This is a genomic window from Bradyrhizobium guangxiense (genome assembly GCF_004114915.1).
GTDB lineage: Bacteria > Pseudomonadota > Alphaproteobacteria > Rhizobiales > Xanthobacteraceae > Bradyrhizobium > Bradyrhizobium guangxiense.
On record NZ_CP022219.1, the window covers coordinates 91,744 to 107,367 of the forward strand.

Consider the following 15,624-nt stretch of genomic DNA (forward strand, 5'->3'; position numbering starts at 1 on the left):
CGCCCCCATCCCACCGGAACTCCCCCGCATGAGCGTCCTGTTTTCCCCGATCAAGCTGCGCGGCCTGACCTTGAAGAACCGCATCGTGGTGTCGCCGATGTGCCAATATTCGGCCGACGACGGCGTCGCCAATGACTGGCACTTCACCCACATCAACAATCTCAGCCTGTCGGGCGCGGCGATGTTCTGCATCGAGGCGACCCATGTCGAGGCGATCGGCCGCATCACGCCGGGCTGCCTCGGGCTCTACAGCGACGCTGGCGAGGCCGCGCTCAAGCAGATCCTCGCCTCGGTGCGCAAGCATTCCTCCACGGCGATCGCGATGCAGCTCGCCCATGCCGGCCGCAAGGCCTCGAGCGCGCGGCCCTGGGACGGCGGCCAGCTGATTCCGGTCAGCGAAGGCGGCTGGCAGACGGTGGCGCCGTCGGCGCTGCCGCACAAGGAGGGCGAGGCCGCGCCGCTCGCGCTCGATGCCGCCGGCCTGAAGCGCATCCGCGAGGCTTTCGTCGACGCCGCAAAGCGCGCCGATCGGCTCGGCATCGATGCCATCGAGCTGCACGGCGCCCACGGCTATCTCCTGCATCAATTCCTCTCGCCGGTCTCCAACAAGCGCACCGACGAATATGGCGGCTCGCTCGAGAATCGCATGCGCTTCCCGCTCGAGATCTATGATGCGGTACGCGCCGTCTTCCCGCACGACAAGCCGGTCGGCATGCGGGTGTCCTCGACCGACTGGGTCGAAGGCGGCTGGGACTTGGGCCAGACGATTGCATTCGCGAAAGCGCTGAAGGCGCGCGGCGTCGACTGGATCGATGCCTCCTCCGGCGGCGTCTCGCCGCTGCAAAAAATCCCGCTCGGCCCCGGCTATCAGGTGCAGTTCGCCGACGCCATCCGCCGCGAGACCGGTCTGCCCACCATCGCCGTCGGCCTGATCACGGAGCCGAAGCAGGCCGAGGAGATCGTCGCCTCCGGCAAGGCCGACATGGTCGCGCTGGCCCGCGGCATGCTCTACGACCCGCGCTGGCCCTGGCACGCCGCCGCCGAGCTCGGCGGCGAGGTCGAAGCCCCGCCGCAATATTGGCGCTCGCAGCCCTCGACGCAGAAGGCGCTGTTCGGCAAGACCACGTTCGGAGCGCGGTGAGGGCGTGCTGCATGTGCGGCGCGACGCCTGCGCCGCACCTCTCTCACCTCCCGCCCTGCCTCCGTAAATCTCCTCAGCTTCCACGCACCGCAAAACTGGCCTAACCTTGCGCTCATCCAGCTCCGCCGGGAGGGCGTGCTCATGCATTTTCGTGTCCGCAAGACGGCTCATGTGTTCGAGCGTGTGGGACTTGCGATGGCAGGCGCGGCCTGCGGGCTGTTCATCGGCGCCTATGTGGGATCGGCGATCCCGCAGCTCACCACGCAGGGCTTCCTGCTGCTGATGATGCTGCTCGGCTGCATCGGCTTCTATCTCGGCATCGACACGCCGCAGATGCCGTTCGACGAGGCGCATAGCGAGATCGACGCCGCGGAATTCCTCAGCTCTGCCGGCACGCTGTGCGCCACGCTCACCGCCTTCGCCTCCGTCGCCGTCATCGTGCTCCGCCTCGATCCGCACATGGCCTGGACCTGGCTCGTCTTCATCGGCTGGCTCGCCGGCGTCGCCATGCAGATCGTGGCCGGCGCCAAGGCTAGGATGCGGAAGTAGGTTTGTTGTCGGAGAACAATCGTGCCGCCAGCACCGCTGCGTTCCCTCCCCCCTTGCGGGGGAGGGCTAGGGAGAGGGGTAGCCACACGACGCGCTCTGGCGAGTCGAACGAGGTTCTGTTGCGTCACCTCGAACGCAAGGCCCACCATTTGCTGGGCCACCCCTCTCCCCATCCCTCCCCCGCAAGGGGGGAGGGGGCAGAGCGGAGCGCTCGGCGGCTTCCGGTTACGAAAAAAGATCGCGCTCTAAAACACCACGCCGATCCGCGAGCCGCGTTTCCAGGCGATGCGGCAGCGCTTCTTGGTGTTGACGTGCAGCAGCTCGAAGCGATCGGGAATGCTCACCTGCCCGCCGAGATCGACGCAGGCCCCGCCGGGCGAATAGTCGATCAGCGTGCAGTTGATGACCGGCGCGCGCGGGCCGGTGATGATCTTGGCCTGGCGCGACACCAGGCCCGAAGGCTTCACGCGGGCAAATCGGCGCGGATAGTGTGGCACGTCTCCTCCAGCTGCGCAGGTTTCGCGGCGTGTTCGGACCGCCATGATGACGCGCAGAAGATTCGATCCGGCTAAACCGCGCGGGAGAATTTTAATGAAAAGTGTCGGCGAAGGCAGAAAGCGGTGGTAGCGGAATGCCACCGTCCTCTCCAGGGTAGGACTATCGCATTGTGATCTTTCCTCCCCGCCATCCTTCGAGACGCCCGCCCTAGGCGGGCTCCTCAGAATGAGGGCGGAGCGCGCGGCGGCAGTTTCAACGGGCGCTGATGCTGATTAGCCTCATCCTGAGGAGGCGCGTAAGCGCCGTCTCGAAGGACGAGGCGTGCGCGCAAGCTGCGGCAGCACGGGTCAAAGCCCGCCCCCCATCCCCCCGTCACGATCTCCTCCGCCGCCACTCCCGCTGCCAGATCCACCCCCGGCTCCACCGGCATCGGCACCGTCACATAGTCCTTCGGCAGGTTGACCGGCCGGTAATCCGGCTCCACCGCCATCCGCTTCAGCACGCTCTCATGCACATGCGCGCCGTCGGGGATGACGCGCGGCTCGCAATCGGGGATGTAGAAGCCGAGCACCACCGTCCGGTCGGGCCACTCCTTGTATTTCGCGCGTTTGGGCAGGAATTCCAGCACCCGCCAGCCCGGCGTCATCGAATCGTGCAGCACGCCGGTCTTGCCGGTGGTGGCCGGCGCGACATAGCTGAACGGCGAGTTCTTGCGCTGGATGCCCCAGGCGAGCTGCTTGACGGTCGCGGGGTTGAAGTTCAGCCCCGCCTTCTCCGCTTCCGCGATCATCCACAGCAGCGGATATTTCGACTCCCCGCTCTCGACTTCCGGATAGCCGCCGCCGACGTCGCTGTGCACGCCGGCGAACCACACCTGCAGGATGTCCTGCGGCACCTTCTTCTCGTCCGGCACGTAGCGGTTGCTCCAGAACTCCTGCGGCTCCCGGTACTGCTTCAGGCGGAACATGCAGCGCCGCTCGTCGATCGCGATCGCCTGCCGGAAGATCCGAACGCTCGGGTTGCGCAGCGTGAAGGCCAGCTCCTCCAGGCTCGGCCAGAACAGCCGGTCGGCGCGCGGCACGATCACGCTCGCCACCGTGTCCCACACGCCGATGAAGTGGATGGTCGGCCAGCGCGTCGAGGTGATGCGCGCGAACTGGGCGGCGAGGTCGTATTGGTCCTTCGGCAGCGGCCCCTGGTCGTCGAAGGCAACGCCGGTGAGGTCCTCGATGTCGTTGCCGCGCCCGGTGCCGGAATATTGCTTGTAGGCGACGAGGCCGGAGCCTGCGAGGTTCGCCTGCTCCGGCCTGATCAGGCCGATCTTGTGGATCAGCCCCGCCAGCACGCGCACGGTGTAGGCCCCGCGCGAAAAGCCGAACAGATAGATCCTGTCGCCGGCTGAGTAATGCTCGACCAGGAAGCAATAGGCCGACAGCACGTTGTCATCGAGCCCGTAGCCGGTGGCGAGCCCCAGCACCAGGTTGATATTGGCCTTCAAGCGGTGCCACGTCGTCGGCTTCGTCACCGTGCCGACGCCGGGATCGTAAAACACCATCTGCCGCGGCTGTGTCTTCTCCGTCTTGCGCAGGCAGCGATAGAGCTTCAGGACGTTGGAGATGTTCTCGCTGATCTCGTTGCCGGTGCCGTCACAGCAGATGACGAGGTTTTTCGGCTCGGGTTTGGATGCGTGATCCATGGGATGCGCTCCGGCGAATGCTACCCCGGCGAGTATAGCCGAATCGCGCGACGGCGAGGAGACGATGCTGTCTCACCCTCCCCTGGAGGGTGGGGCTATCGCAGATGGGAGTGATATCGCCTGCGGCCATCCTTCGAGACGCCCGCCCTTGGCGGGCCCTCAGGATGAGGACCGAATGCGTTTCGCTGATCCAACGGACTCCGATGCTGCTTAGCCTCATCCTGAGGAGACCGCTGAAAGCGGTCGTCTCGAAGGACGAGGCGCGCGCTCAGCTCGCGCAAAGCGCCACACGCGATTCCTCTCCCCGCAAGCGGGGAGAGGCGAAAGAAGCCCCTACTTCTTCTTCGCCGGTCCGAAATTCGGCTGCCAGGCCGCCTCCTTGCGGCTCGGGGCGGCCGCGATCACCTTGGCCTTGTCCTTCTTCGGTTTCTTGGCTTCGCGATTGCCGCGTTGCTGTCCCTTGGCCATGTCGCTCTCCTGTGGTTCGAGTTCGCCGAGTTCGTCCGCCTGCAGCACGCGCCCGCGCGGCGTGCAGACGCGCACGTCCATGTAGCCATCGCGCAGCAGCTTGCGCCCCAGCCGCAACGCGACAGTGGCGCTGCCGCGTCCGAGATTGGCGCTGCCATATTCGTTCGTTCCGCTGACGAGGTAGGGCACGCGCGTGGCTCTAGCCATTGAGCAGGGCCGCCGCGCAGACCAGGAGAAGCAGGAACAGCGGAACGATGACCGGCGGCACGATCCACTCCGAGGCGCGAAAACGCGGCATCGCATGCTCCTGTATCGGCACGACGAGCGCGTGCCCTGGCGACTGATGTGACGGCGGGAGCGCACGTGACCCTCAGTCACCGGTCGATGCCGTAGCGGGAGATGCGGTGATGGATGCGAGCCTACGCCTGACGCTTCGCAATAGCGAGGACTAAAACGCCGCGCGCAGCCACAGCATTGTCGAGCGAAGTGAGGACCGGTTCGCGTCAACTGGCCATGATAATGCTGGCTATTGCTGCAAAGGAGGCGCATGGTTGCAATCACCGGCGTCGGTTTGGGGCCGCTGTCGCAGCAAGGCAGGCGTGCATGACCATCCGTTCGCGGCGGGAAACCGTCACGTTTAGGCATCCGTTCCGCATTCACGGCGTCGAGCGCGTGCTGCCCGCCGGGGCCTATCAGGTGATTGCCGACGAGGAGAGGATCGACAGCGACATCGTCTCGGCCTGGCGCCGCGTCGGCACCTCGATCATCGTGCCCGTGGAAGGCGTGCTTGGCTCGGTCGAGATGCTCTCGATCCGCGCGGCCGACCTAGCCTCCGCGATCGCCGTCGATGCGAGCGTCGCCAATGACTGATCATCCCGTCGATCTCGACAAGCATCGCGGCATGGCTGCGCAGAAGGCGACCGATTTGCGCCGCGCGCTGGCCGAGGTCGAGAACAATGTCCGGCAGCTGCGCGAGCGCGAGGCCGATCTCGAAAACCACCTGATGACGGTGCCCGCCGCCTCCTGGGCCGAGGCCGCGGTGAAGGCGCGCTATCTGCTCAACCTCTATGCCGCCAGCCTCCCCGTCGAGGACACGCGCCACCGCGCGCTGGTGGCCGCGATGTTCGACGATTTCGCCCGGCTGTCGGAGGAGAGCTGAGGCGAGCTCGGCCGCTCGCGTGCCGTAAACGCGCGCAAGTCGCGGACGGCACGCGGGCGGCCGGCCGCGGGGGGCACCTCATCCCGGCTTGTCGCGCCGAAGCCTAGGCGAAGGCGGGCTTGTCTCGCCGAAGCTGCGGCGACGGCGCACGAGGCTGCGAACCAACCCACGCACAGGAGCCCGTCATGACCCTCACCAGCGGCCGCTACATCGGCCTCGAATACGACCGGATGATCGTGCTGTTCTCGATGCAGGACGGCCCGCGCGAGATCGGCTGCGCGATCTCGACCTCGGCAATGGACGATCTCGAACGCGGCCCCAAGGTCGCGCCCGAGCACCGCGAAGCCCAGTTCACCCGCCTGCGCGACCGCATCGAAGCCTGCGCCGCCAGCAAATACCGCGCCTGCGAGTTCGAAGGCACCCCGCCGGGAATTGTGCTGCGGAGCATTGATTTTCGGGGGTAGGGGGAGGTGGCTGCCGCGGAGGCGCTTTGTTCGCCTTGGGCCGATACCGATGGCCGTTGCCGTCATTAGCAGTTGACGAGGTCTTTGGGCGAGAGGCGCCGGCAGTGTGCGCATAATCCATACGATGCGCCTCCAGGGATGTTACCGGGCGAGCGTAGCGAAGATATCGATAGAAGCGAGGCCGCGTAGATCCCTTAACAGACTCTTAGCAGCGATAATCAGCACCAACGGGAGTTCTTTTGCTCAGCTAGCCATGCTCGCATTTCTTGAATCAAGCGAGATTTGTTGGAAATAAGAGAAATGGGCTGTCGGTGCGCTCGGGTCTGATCTGACCAAATACGGTACACTGCATTGGCGATGGGAGCGAATTGAAAAGAGCCTTCGGCCTGGAGCGCGCGCATATAGAGTTCGTGTTCATCGCATATAAGATCGCGATCGGGGTTCCATCCTCCTAACTTTTCAAGAAAGTTCTTGCTCCAGAGAGAGCCGCCAGTTTGAGGCAATTGCCAACCAAACCATTGAGCATAGATGTCGATTGAGCAATCGATGACTGACTTGGCCAAGGGTAGGGCTCCGCAAGAAGTCCAATACTCAAGGAATACAGGACTGTAGATAACGTCAATCTTCTTCGAGCTGTTAAGCTCGGTCAGCTGAGACATCAGCTTCTCAGGAAGCAAGTAGTCATCCGCATCCAAGTATTGAATCCATGCGCCGCGGGCGAGCTCAATGATCGAATTGCGAGCAACGTTGACTCCTCGGTTCGGTGTGGAGAAGGCTAGCCTGAGGTCCGTCGGATAGCGCAGCCTCCTAAGTAGATCGATGCCATCTCCGCGCCGCTGATAGTACTTTTCTGGCCAATGAAGATGCAGCAGGTCGCAATCGAAGTCTTTGACGCCACGCCACAGTGGGAGGAGCCTGCGGTAGTCAGAAAGGAATTCAGTTTGAATGCCATGATCTCGGAGAGCGTCCGCGAGCATTTGCTGGTAAGGATTGCCAGCTCGATAGTCAGGAGCGAATAAAACTCTCATTGAAACTATTCTTGCACTTTCCTAGCGCGGGATATTGCTTCTTCCCTCGATCTGCGAAAGCGATCGCGATCAGCGTATGTCGTGATTACTGCACCAACCTTCTTCGGTTCAGCCTTAAGCGGGTCTCTCCCAAAGTAAAAATTCCAGGAATATTGAACTTCGCTCTAGCTCCTCCCTCCATCGCTAAGCGAGAATTTTTGGACAAACGATTATGACTTTAGACAGTCGAGACCGAACGCGAGTTCGCTGATGATCAGGCCTGCGCCGATCGTCTTTCCGAGGCCGACATCGTCCGCGAGCAAAGTCACTGGAAGACGACGACAGAATGTTATGAGGTTGGTTACTTGGTGGTAGTACGGAGTAAGACGATCGCTCCAGCTCGGCGTCGGTTTAAAGTCTTCCGCTCGTTCAATAACGGTTGGATCGGCTAGATCCCATTCGAGACCTGCTCGGTAAATTCGATATTCTTCGGGCTCTTTGCTCCGGCTAAGTATCTTCGACTTGAATTCGGTGGCGGCGTCCATCCTCCCACCCCAGCCTGAGAAGTCTCAACCGCAGGATGCTAGGTTCTACCCTTGCGGGCAAGTGCACTTTCGTTAGTGAGCTACCGGCCTACCGTCTTCCCCAAACAAAAACGGCCGGATCTTTCGATCCGGCCGCAAACGCAAGAAACGCTACTGGCTAAGCTTACGCGACGCGACGCAACTTAGCCCCCGCCCTAACCTAAAATCTCAGCTCGCCTTCTTCGCCGGCGCGGTGTCGCCGACCTTCTTGACGATGGCGCGCTTCAGCTCGAGAGCGCGCGGGGAGAGGGTGTCGGCGTTGGCCTTGAGCAGGAAGGCATCGAGGCCGCCATTGTGGTCGACGCTCTTCACCGCGTTGGTGGAGACGCGCAGGCGCACGTTGCGCTCCAGGGCTTCCGAGATGAAGGTCACGTTGACCAGGTTCGGCAGGAAGCGGCGCTTGGTCTTGATGTTGGAGTGGCTGACCTTGTGGCCGACGAGGGGGCCCTTGGCCGTCAGTTCGCAGCGGCGAGACATGTCACAAATCCTTATAGTTCGAGCCCCAAACGAGTTGCGGCCGCCATCCGGGGCGCCACAGGGGCAAATTCTCTGTCCTTGCAGGGAGCGGGCGGACGTATAGGGGGGAAGGGGCGGGACGTCAAGGTTTTGGGGCGGGTTTCGTGGCCGCCCGGGTGGTGCGCTCCCTCCCCGCTTGCGGGGGAGGGTGGGGGAGAGGGGGTCTCCTCTGGGGGGCAGACGCGAGGGTCCCCCAGAGGAGAGAGCCCTCACCCGCGCCTGCGGCGCGACCTCTCCCGCAAGCGGGAGAGGTAAGGGAGCCCGCGGCACCCTCCCGATCACCAAAACGGCAATGATTGTCGCGCCTTACCATCACATAAAGGGCGCATTCGCCGCCGAAGACTCCGGTGGAGTTCCCCGGCAGAGATGCCGGGGGCACATTGCTTGCCGCGGTTTTTGTCTTAAGTAACGGCCATCGCGCCCCGATTGGATTGTTTCGTGCCCACAACGTCCCCTTTTGCGCCAGAACGGCGGCCGCCGCGCCCGCGCGTTGCCGGCTGGCTGGCGGCGTTTTGCGGCGGGATCCTGCCCTTGGGCATCGCCTTCGGCGCGGCGCCGGCGGCGGCGCAGGGCAAGCTCGAGGCGCAATATGAGGCCTCGCTCGCCGGCATTCCGGTCGGCAAGGGCGCCTGGAACATCGACATCCAGGACGACGTGTTCGCGGCCGCGGCCTCGGGCGGCACCTCGGGCCTGCTGAAATCGTTCACCGGCGGGTCCGGCACCCGCGCCAGCCAGGGGCGCGTCGTCGGCGGCGCGCTGGTGGCGACCGGCTACCAGGCCTCGACCACCACCTCGAAGAAGACCGAAGAGATCCGCATCACGCTCGACAAGGGCAATGTGAAGGATTTTGCGATCCTGCCGGAGCCGCCGGTCGATCCTGATCGCATCGTCGTCACCGAGGCGCACCGCCGCGGCGTCTGGGACCCCATGACGGCCTCGCTGCTGCGCGTGCCCGGCACCGGCGATCCGGTTTCGCCGGAGGCCTGCCACAACGCAGCCCCCGTGTTCGACGGCCGCATGCGCTACGACCTGAAGCTCGATTTCAAGCGCATGGAGACCGTGAAGGCGGAGAAGGGATACAAGGGCCCGGTCGTGGTCTGCGCGCTCTATTTCGTGCCGGTCTCGGGCTACATCCCCGACCGCCCCGTGATCAAATACCTCGCCGCCCAGCGCAACATCGAGATCGCGTTCGCGCCCGTCGCCGGCACCCGCATCCTGGTCCCGTTCTGGCTGAAAGTGCCGACGCCGCTCGGCCCGGCCATGCTGGAAGCCACCAGCTTCATCACCACCGCCCAGCCGCCCCGGGTCGCGAAGACGCAGTAACAGGCGCGGCGGTCGGCGTTTCCCCTCCCCTGGAGGGGGAGGGTCGATCGCGCGCAGCGCGAGCGGGGTGGGGTGATCTCTCAATACGAAGACTGCCCGTGGCGAGAGATCACCCCACCCCGTCGTCCATCTCGCTTACGCGCGATGGCCGCCGACCCTCCCCCTCCAGGGGAGGGTAAAAAAGACTCAGCAATATCAATCACATCTCTACTGTGCAGGGGGTTGTTTTCGCGAAAATGAGCTTGGGCGGCCGGTTCCGGGAATCCATTTGACTCCGCCCCGATTCTGATTCGACTCCGCGCCGTCCCCAACTTAAGCCTTTCCGCCATCGAAACGTCACTTGTACGGCGGTCGAAAACTCCATCTAGTTGTAGCCTACAAGCCTCCCGCGAGATGTTGCGTGAACGTAACAGGACTCCGCGGCGAGTCAGCGATTCGGCCGCGATTCGTTCTAGAGTCGTTCCGAAGCTTAAAGGCAGAGGGAAAAGCGTCGCAAAGTGAGACAGTTGCGCGGGATTTGGGGAGCGGATGTCCGCACGCCCGGTGTGCCCCTCACCCTGAGGAGGCCGCGCAAGCGGCCGTCTCGAAGGGCGAGGGGCTTGGCTTGCTCAATGGCGCCAGCCAGGCCTTCATCCTTCGAGACGCGCTGACGCGCTCCTCAGGATGAGGAGCAGGCCCCCGCCCCAATCCGGCACTGACATTCGCCTAAATCGGCACTACCTAATCCCCCAGACATGGCTTTTTCTTCCTCCCCCTTCGCCTCCGAGCGCGCCCTTCACGATCGAGTGCCTGGCGCGGGCGTCACCGCGGTGCTCGGGCCGACCAACACCGGCAAGACCCATCTCGCCATCGAGCGGATGCTGGCGCATCCATCGGGGATGATCGGGCTGCCGCTGCGCCTGCTCGCGCGCGAGGTCTACAACAAGATCGCCGCCAGGGTCGGCAGCGAGGCGGTCGCGCTCGTCACCGGCGAGGAGAAGATCAAGCCGAAAAACCCGCGCTATTGGGTCTCGACCGTCGAGGCGATGCCGAGGGATCTCGACCTCTCCTTCCTCGCCGTCGACGAGGTCCAGATCGCCAGCGATCTCGAACGCGGCCACGTCTTCACCGATCGCATTCTCAACCGCCGCGGCCGCGACGAGACGTTGCTGCTCGGGGCTGCCACGATGCGGCCGATCATCGAGCGCCTGTTGCCGGGCGTCTCCATGATCACGCGGCCGCGCCTGTCGCAGCTTGAATTCGCCGGCGACCGCAAGATCACGCGCCAGCCGCGCCGCACCGCCATCGTCGCGTTCTCGGCCGATGAAGTCTACGCCATCGCCGAGCTGATCCGCCGCCAGCATGGCGGCGCCGCCGTCGTGCTGGGCTCGCTCTCGCCCCGCACGCGCAATGCGCAGGTGGCGATGTTCCAGAACGGTGATGTCGATTATCTCGTCGCCACCGACGCCGTCGGCATGGGCCTCAATCTCGACGTCGACCACGTCGCCTTCGCCTCCGACCGCAAGTTCGACGGCTATCAGTTCCGCCGCCTGACGCCGTCCGAATTCGCGCAGATCGCAGGCCGCGCCGGCCGCGCCACGCGCAACGGCACCTTCGGCACCACGGGCCGCTGCGCGCCATTCGAACCCGAGCTCGTCAACGCGCTGCAGAACCACACCTTCGATGCCGTGAAGATGCTGCAATGGCGCAATTCGAAGCTGGATTTTGCTTCGCTCGGCGCGCTGCAGGTGTCACTCAACCTCGCGCCCGGCCATGAGGCGCTGACGCGCGCGCCTGTTGCCGAGGACATGCGCGTGCTCGATCATGCCGCCCGCGACGGCGAGGTGCGCGATATCGCGCATGGCAAGGCCGCGGTGGAACGGCTGTGGGAGGCCTGTCAGGTCCCGGATTATCGAAAACTGTCGCCGGCCGCCCATGCCGAGCTGGTGACGACGCTGTACGGCTTCCTGATGCGCAAGGGATGCATTCCCGACGCCTGGTTCGCCGCCCAGGTCGAGCAGGCCGACCGTATCGACGGCGACATCGACACGCTGTCGGCCCGGATCGCGCAGATCCGCACCTGGACCTTCGTCGCCAACCGCCCGGACTGGCTGAAAGACCCCGATCGCTGGCAGGGGGTCACGCGGGAGGTCGAAAATAAATTATCGGATGCGCTCCATGAACGCTTGACTGAGCGTTTCGTTGATCGCCGGACCAGTGTATTGATGCGCCGCCTGCGGGAGAACACGAGCTTGAATACTGAAATCGGCAAGACCGGCGAAGTCATCGTCGAAGGCCATGTCATCGGCCGCCTCGACGGCTTCACCTTTGCACCGGACGCGGCGGAAGCTGGCTCCGATGCGAAAGCCTTGCAGGCTGCAGCGCAAGCGGTGCTCGCCGGCGAGATCAACACGCGCGCCGAAAAGCTGGGCAACGCGCCGGACGATCAGTTCGTGCTGACCGCCGAGGGCATCATCCGCTGGACCGGCGATGCCGTGGCGCGGCTGTCGGCCGCAGAGGACGCGCTGCATCCGCGCATCCGCATCATCTCCGACGAGCGCCTGACCGGCGGCCCCCGCGAGAAGGTGCAGGCCCGGCTCGAGCTCTGGCTCAAGACCCATATCGAGAAGCTGCTCGGGCCGATGTTCGAGCTGTCCAAGGCCGAGGACGTCACCGGCATTGCCCGCGGCATCGCCTATCAGCTGGTCGAGGCGCTCGGCGTGCTCGAGCGTCCCAAGATCGCCAATGAGCTGAAGGATCTCGACCAGCCCTCCCGCGCGACCCTGCGCAAATACGGCGTCCGCTTCGGCGCCTATCACATCTATTTCCCCGGCCTGCTCAAGCCCGCCGCGCGCGCGCTCGCCGCGCTGCTCTGGGCGCTGAAGCAGGACAATGTCGATCTGTCCTCGCTCTCGGGCGCGCAGCATCTGGCCTCATCGGGCCGCACTTCGTTCCCGGTCGACAAGGCGCTGCCGCGCGATGCCTATCGCGTGCTCGGCTACAAGCAGGCCGGCGAGCGCGCCGTGCGCGTCGACATCCTGGAGCGCCTTGCCGATCTGATCCGCCCGGCGCTGGCTTGGCGCGAGAACGCGTCCGGCGAAAAGCCGGCCGGCGCCTTCGACGGCCGCAGTTTCGTCGTGACGCAGGCGATGACCTCGCTCACCGGCTCCGCCGGCGAGGACTTTGCGTCCGTGCTGCGCGCGCTCGGCTATCGCATGGAGAAGCGTCCGCCGCTGCCGGTGAAGCCCACAGCGCCTGCGGCCGAGACGGTCGCGGCCGAGACGCCGCCCGCCGAGGGCCCCGCGGACACCTCGACCGAGACCGCGGCGGAGGCCGTGGCCGGCCTGCCGGAGCAAGCGGCGTCGGCTGAGGCTGCCGCTGAAGCCGTCACCGTCGAAGACGCGCCCGGCATGGAGCCGCATGACGAGCCCGCCCACGAGGAACCGGCGCTCGAAGCGTCTGCAGAGGCGCCCGTCACGCCGGAAGATGCTCCCGGCATCGCGCCGCCGGCCGAAGAGGCTGCTGCACCGATTGAAGCTGCTCCGGCGGAGACCGCCGCGACGGAAGCGGCCGCGTCACCCGACGCCGCCGCGCCTGAGGCTGCAGCCACCCCCGCCGAGCCCGAGCTGATCGAGGTCTGGCGCCCGGGCGGCCGTCACGAGGATCGCAAGCCGCGCCACGAGCGCCATCGCCACCAGCGTCACAACAACCACCGTCCGCAGGCCGGTGCTGAAGCCGGCGCTGCGCCTGCAGAAGGCGATGTGGCCGACGGCGCCAAGCCGGGTGAGAGGCATCGCCATGGCGGGCATCGCAAGGACTTCCGCAAGGGACGTGATGGCAGCGAGGGCGGCGATCGCCGCGACGACCGCAATCGCAGCTTCCAAGGCAGAGAACAGGGCAAGGACCGCGACAAGGATCGCGATCGCAACCGCGACAACAAGAAGTTCGGCGGCGATCGCGACAACCGTGGCCGCGACCGCGACAAGGGCCGCGACCGTCGCGACCGCGAGTCCGGTCCCTCGCTGCGTCCCTACGCTTCGAGCGCCAATCCGCGCGAGCGCGATCGTCCCGCTGATCCGAATTCGCCCTTCGCAAAGCTCGCCGCGCTGAAGGAGCAGCTGTCAGGGCGGAAGGAGTGATCCCACGACCGAGCGGCAGCGCCTCGATAAATGGCTGTGGCACGCGCGGGTGGTGAAGGCGCGCACCTCCGCGGCCGAGCTCGTCGAGACCGGCCACGTCCGCGTCAACGGTGGGCGAGAAAAATCGCCCGGCCACGCGATCAAGCTCGGCGACGTCATCACCGTCGCGCTCGACCGCACCGTGAGGGTGTTGAAGGTGACCGGCTTCAGCGAACGCCGCGGCGATGCCGCCTCGGCGCGCGTGCTCTACGAGGAGCTGAATGAGGCGAAGCGCAATTAATTGCGTTTCAAATTCATTTCTTGGTCGATCAATCACACAAAGCCGTCATGATCGGGGCTTCCCGACCTTGCGGCGCCGGGCCATCCGCGCTACGAAAGCCGCGACTTTTAAAAGAGCTTTTCGGAGCGTTGGATGACTTACGTCGTCACTGAAAACTGCATCAAGTGCAAGTACACCGACTGCGTCGAGGTCTGCCCGGTCGACTGCTTCTACGAGGGTGACAACATGCTCGTCATCCATCCCGACGAGTGCATCGATTGCGGCGTGTGCGAGCCGGAATGCCCCGCCGACGCCATCAAGCCGGACACGGAACCGGGCCTGGAAAAGTGGCTCGAGGGCAACGCCGAATACGCCAAGAGCTGGCCGAACATCACCCAGAAGAAAGAATCCCCCGCCGACGCCAAGGAATTCGACGGCATGGAGGGCAAGTTCGAGAAATATTTCTCGCCGACCCCCGGCTCGGGTGACTAATTCGGCTCAAACTTAACCCTAATAGCGGCGCTTTCGCTGAAAACCAGCCCTCAAGACCCCTAAATCATTGATTTTTGCGGGAAATGTGCTATATTGGGCACATTGAGCCGAACCCCGTCAGCCCCGTTGGCCCCTCTGGGTTCCCGTGAAACCAAATGTCGAACAGGGGCGTGGCAGTTTCCGCGCGCAGGCTGTGTCACAGAAAACGCGTAAAAAGAGTACTTCAGCGAGGGCTTCCCATAAGGAGGCCAAAAAAGTCGCCGCGGCCAGCCGTAGCGCATCCAAGGGTCGGACCGCGACGAAGGCGCCGGCTGCAAAGTCCTCGAAGAACAAAAGAAGCGCAATGCCTAACAAGACCGCCAAACCGGCCGCGAAAGCGACCGCTGCTAAGCCTGCTGCCAAGCCTGTGACTGCCAAGGCTCCCGCTGCCAAGCCCGCCGCGCCGAAGGCTCCCGTTGCTGCTGTTCCCGCCAAGGCTCCCGTCGCCGCCAAGCCGGCCGCGAAGCCCGCCGCTGCGCCGAAGGTCGAGGAAAAGAAGGTCGTGACCCAGCGTCAGGGCTTCAAGGCCAACGAGTTCGTGGTCTATCCCGCTCACGGCGTCGGCCAGATCCTGGCCATCGAGGAGCAGGAGATCGCCGGTGCGAAGCTCGAGCTATTCGTCATCAACTTCATCAAGGACAAGATGACGCTGCGCGTGCCGACCGCCAAGGTCGCCAATGTCGGCATGCGCAAGCTGTCCGAGCCCGCGCTGGTGAAGAAGGCGCTGGAGACCCTGAAGGGCCGCGCCCGCGTCAAGCGCACCATGTGGTCGCGCCGCGCCCAGGAATACGAAGCGAAGATCAACTCGGGCGACATCGTCGCGATCGCGGAAGTCGTGCGCGACCTCTATCGCTCGGAATCGCAGCCGGAGCAGTCCTACTCGGAACGCCAGCTCTATGAAGCGGCGCTCGATCGTCTGTCCCGCGAGATCGCGGTGGTGCAGCACTCGACCGAGACCGAAGCGGTCAAGGAGATCGAGGCCCAGCTCGCCAAGAGCCCGCGCCGCAATGCCAAGGCGGAAGCCGCCGAGGGCGAGACCGATGCCGAGGGCGATACCGACGACACCGATGGCGACGATACCACCGTCGCCGACGAGGCGGCGTAAGCGTCTCGTTGCGCCGATCGCAACAGATCAAGAGCCCGGCCGTTCGGCCGGGCTTTTTTGTTGGGGAATGCAGGGTGGGTCAGCCGTATGACACCGCCGTCATTCCGGGGCTCGCGAAGCGAGAGCCCGGAATCCATTCGTCCTCCGTCTCTGTCGCTGGATGGATTCCGGGCTCGTGCTCCGCACGCCCCGGAAGGACAGGCGCA

At 64.8% G+C, this 15,624-nt stretch carries 15 protein-coding genes and 1 pseudogene; 10 read left to right on the forward strand and 6 right to left on the reverse strand.

Annotated elements, in window-relative coordinates; translation table 11 throughout:
- Positions 1-28: 28 nt before the first annotated feature.
- Together X268_RS00405 and X268_RS00410 are read left to right on the forward strand one after the other, a co-directional pair.
- Positions 29-1,141, forward strand: coding sequence for an NADH:flavin oxidoreductase/NADH oxidase (locus X268_RS00405; protein WP_128923098.1), 1,113 nt, complete (start codon positions 29-31; stop codon positions 1,139-1,141).
- A gap of 141 nt (positions 1,142-1,282) precedes the next feature.
- Entirely contained in the window at positions 1,283-1,690 is a 408-nt protein-coding gene (locus tag X268_RS00410) for a hypothetical protein (protein ID WP_128923099.1), read from the forward strand.
- Between the two features lie 245 nt (positions 1,691-1,935).
- Here the strand turns inward: X268_RS00410 and X268_RS00415 are convergent, their stop codons facing one another.
- The 3 genes from X268_RS00415 to X268_RS00425 form a co-directional block, all read right to left on the reverse strand.
- Positions 1,936-2,232 (reverse strand): PilZ domain-containing protein, encoded by a 297-nt coding sequence (locus X268_RS00415; RefSeq protein ID WP_164938080.1) that lies wholly within the window; start codon positions 2,230-2,232, stop codon positions 1,936-1,938.
- Between the two features lie 176 nt (positions 2,233-2,408).
- The gene (locus X268_RS00420) at positions 2,409-3,884 is read right to left on the reverse strand and encodes a T6SS phospholipase effector Tle1-like catalytic domain-containing protein (protein WP_245477741.1); all 1,476 of its coding nucleotides are present in this window, start codon (positions 3,882-3,884) and stop codon (positions 2,409-2,411) included.
- Between the two features lie 333 nt (positions 3,885-4,217).
- On the reverse strand, positions 4,218-4,559 hold the full coding sequence (locus tag X268_RS00425; RefSeq protein ID WP_164937427.1) for a hypothetical protein: 342 nt from the start codon (positions 4,557-4,559) through the stop codon (positions 4,218-4,220).
- Positions 4,560-4,955: 396 nt separating this feature from the next.
- Here X268_RS00425 and X268_RS00430 point away from each other — a divergent pair, with 396 nt between their 5' ends.
- The 3 genes from X268_RS00430 to X268_RS00440 all read left to right on the forward strand — a co-directional run bounded on the left by X268_RS00430 (position 4,956) and on the right by X268_RS00440 (position 5,975).
- A complete protein-coding gene (locus X268_RS00430) occupies positions 4,956-5,222 on the forward strand; it encodes a hypothetical protein (protein WP_128923101.1) in 267 nt (88 codons plus the stop codon).
- The gene (locus X268_RS00435) at positions 5,215-5,511 is read left to right on the forward strand and encodes a hypothetical protein (RefSeq protein ID WP_128923102.1); all 297 of its coding nucleotides are present in this window, start codon (positions 5,215-5,217) and stop codon (positions 5,509-5,511) included. Before X268_RS00430 ends, X268_RS00435 begins: the two co-directional genes overlap by 8 nt.
- A gap of 185 nt (positions 5,512-5,696) precedes the next feature.
- A complete protein-coding gene (locus X268_RS00440; RefSeq protein ID WP_080140577.1) occupies positions 5,697-5,975 on the forward strand; it encodes a DUF1488 family protein in 279 nt (92 codons plus the stop codon).
- Between the two features lie 218 nt (positions 5,976-6,193).
- Here the strand turns inward: X268_RS00440 and X268_RS00445 are convergent, their stop codons facing one another.
- From X268_RS00445 to rpmB, 3 genes are all read right to left on the reverse strand, one after another.
- Positions 6,194-7,003, reverse strand: coding sequence for a glycosyltransferase family 2 protein (locus X268_RS00445; RefSeq protein ID WP_128923103.1), 810 nt, complete (start codon positions 7,001-7,003; stop codon positions 6,194-6,196).
- A gap of 209 nt (positions 7,004-7,212) precedes the next feature.
- Entirely contained in the window at positions 7,213-7,527 is a 315-nt protein-coding gene (locus X268_RS00450) for a hypothetical protein (RefSeq protein WP_128923104.1), read from the reverse strand.
- A 207-nt stretch (positions 7,528-7,734) separates the two neighbouring features.
- On the reverse strand, positions 7,735-8,043 hold the full coding sequence (gene rpmB / locus X268_RS00455) for a 50S ribosomal protein L28 (protein WP_128923105.1): 309 nt from the start codon (positions 8,041-8,043) through the stop codon (positions 7,735-7,737).
- A gap of 477 nt (positions 8,044-8,520) precedes the next feature.
- Here rpmB and X268_RS00460 point away from each other — a divergent pair, with 477 nt between their 5' ends.
- The 5 genes and pseudogenes from X268_RS00460 (at position 8,521) to X268_RS00480 (ending at position 15,418) form a co-directional block, all read left to right on the forward strand.
- Positions 8,521-9,405 (forward strand): DUF3108 domain-containing protein, encoded by an 885-nt coding sequence (locus X268_RS00460; protein ID WP_128923106.1) that lies wholly within the window; start codon positions 8,521-8,523, stop codon positions 9,403-9,405.
- Positions 9,406-10,139: 734 nt separating this feature from the next.
- On the forward strand, positions 10,140-13,523 hold the full coding sequence (locus tag X268_RS00465; protein ID WP_128923107.1) for a helicase-related protein: 3,384 nt from the start codon (positions 10,140-10,142) through the stop codon (positions 13,521-13,523).
- A gap of 10 nt (positions 13,524-13,533) precedes the next feature.
- Positions 13,534-13,803 (forward strand): annotated as a pseudogene (locus X268_RS00470) (RNA-binding S4 domain-containing protein); the annotation flags it as partial.
- A 132-nt stretch (positions 13,804-13,935) separates the two neighbouring features.
- On the forward strand, positions 13,936-14,274 hold the full coding sequence (fdxA, locus tag X268_RS00475) for a ferredoxin FdxA (RefSeq protein ID WP_128923109.1): 339 nt from the start codon (positions 13,936-13,938) through the stop codon (positions 14,272-14,274).
- A gap of 343 nt (positions 14,275-14,617) precedes the next feature.
- On the forward strand, positions 14,618-15,418 hold the full coding sequence (locus tag X268_RS00480) for a CarD family transcriptional regulator (protein ID WP_164937449.1): 801 nt from the start codon (positions 14,618-14,620) through the stop codon (positions 15,416-15,418).
- Positions 15,419-15,624 lie beyond the last annotated feature (206 nt).

What these genes read in the sequence shown, in the direction of transcription:
- X268_RS00465 (WP_128923107.1), top strand. Translation starts at nt 10,140, where the DNA reads ATGGCTTTTTCTTCCTCCCCCTTCGCCTCCGAGCGCGCCCTTCACGAT.
- X268_RS00435 (WP_128923102.1), top strand. Translation starts at nt 5,215, where the DNA reads ATGACTGATCATCCCGTCGATCTCGACAAGCATCGCGGCATGGCTGCG.
- fdxA (WP_128923109.1), top strand. Translation starts at nt 13,936, where the DNA reads ATGACTTACGTCGTCACTGAAAACTGCATCAAGTGCAAGTACACCGAC.
- X268_RS00480 (WP_164937449.1), top strand. Translation starts at nt 14,618, where the DNA reads ATGCCTAACAAGACCGCCAAACCGGCCGCGAAAGCGACCGCTGCTAAG.
- X268_RS00445 (WP_128923103.1), bottom strand. Translation starts at nt 7,003, where the DNA reads ATGAGAGTTTTATTCGCTCCTGACTATCGAGCTGGCAATCCTTACCAG.
- X268_RS00440 (WP_080140577.1), top strand. Translation starts at nt 5,697, where the DNA reads ATGACCCTCACCAGCGGCCGCTACATCGGCCTCGAATACGACCGGATG.
- X268_RS00415 (WP_164938080.1), bottom strand. Translation starts at nt 2,232, where the DNA reads ATGGCGGTCCGAACACGCCGCGAAACCTGCGCAGCTGGAGGAGACGTG.
- X268_RS00425 (WP_164937427.1), bottom strand. Translation starts at nt 4,559, where the DNA reads ATGGCTAGAGCCACGCGCGTGCCCTACCTCGTCAGCGGAACGAACGAA.
- X268_RS00420 (WP_245477741.1), bottom strand. Translation starts at nt 3,884, where the DNA reads ATGGATCACGCATCCAAACCCGAGCCGAAAAACCTCGTCATCTGCTGT.
- rpmB (WP_128923105.1), bottom strand. Translation starts at nt 8,043, where the DNA reads ATGTCTCGCCGCTGCGAACTGACGGCCAAGGGCCCCCTCGTCGGCCAC.
- X268_RS00410 (WP_128923099.1), top strand. Translation starts at nt 1,283, where the DNA reads ATGCATTTTCGTGTCCGCAAGACGGCTCATGTGTTCGAGCGTGTGGGA.
- X268_RS00450 (WP_128923104.1), bottom strand. Translation starts at nt 7,527, where the DNA reads ATGGACGCCGCCACCGAATTCAAGTCGAAGATACTTAGCCGGAGCAAA.
- X268_RS00405 (WP_128923098.1), top strand. Translation starts at nt 29, where the DNA reads ATGAGCGTCCTGTTTTCCCCGATCAAGCTGCGCGGCCTGACCTTGAAG.
- X268_RS00430 (WP_128923101.1), top strand. Translation starts at nt 4,956, where the DNA reads ATGACCATCCGTTCGCGGCGGGAAACCGTCACGTTTAGGCATCCGTTC.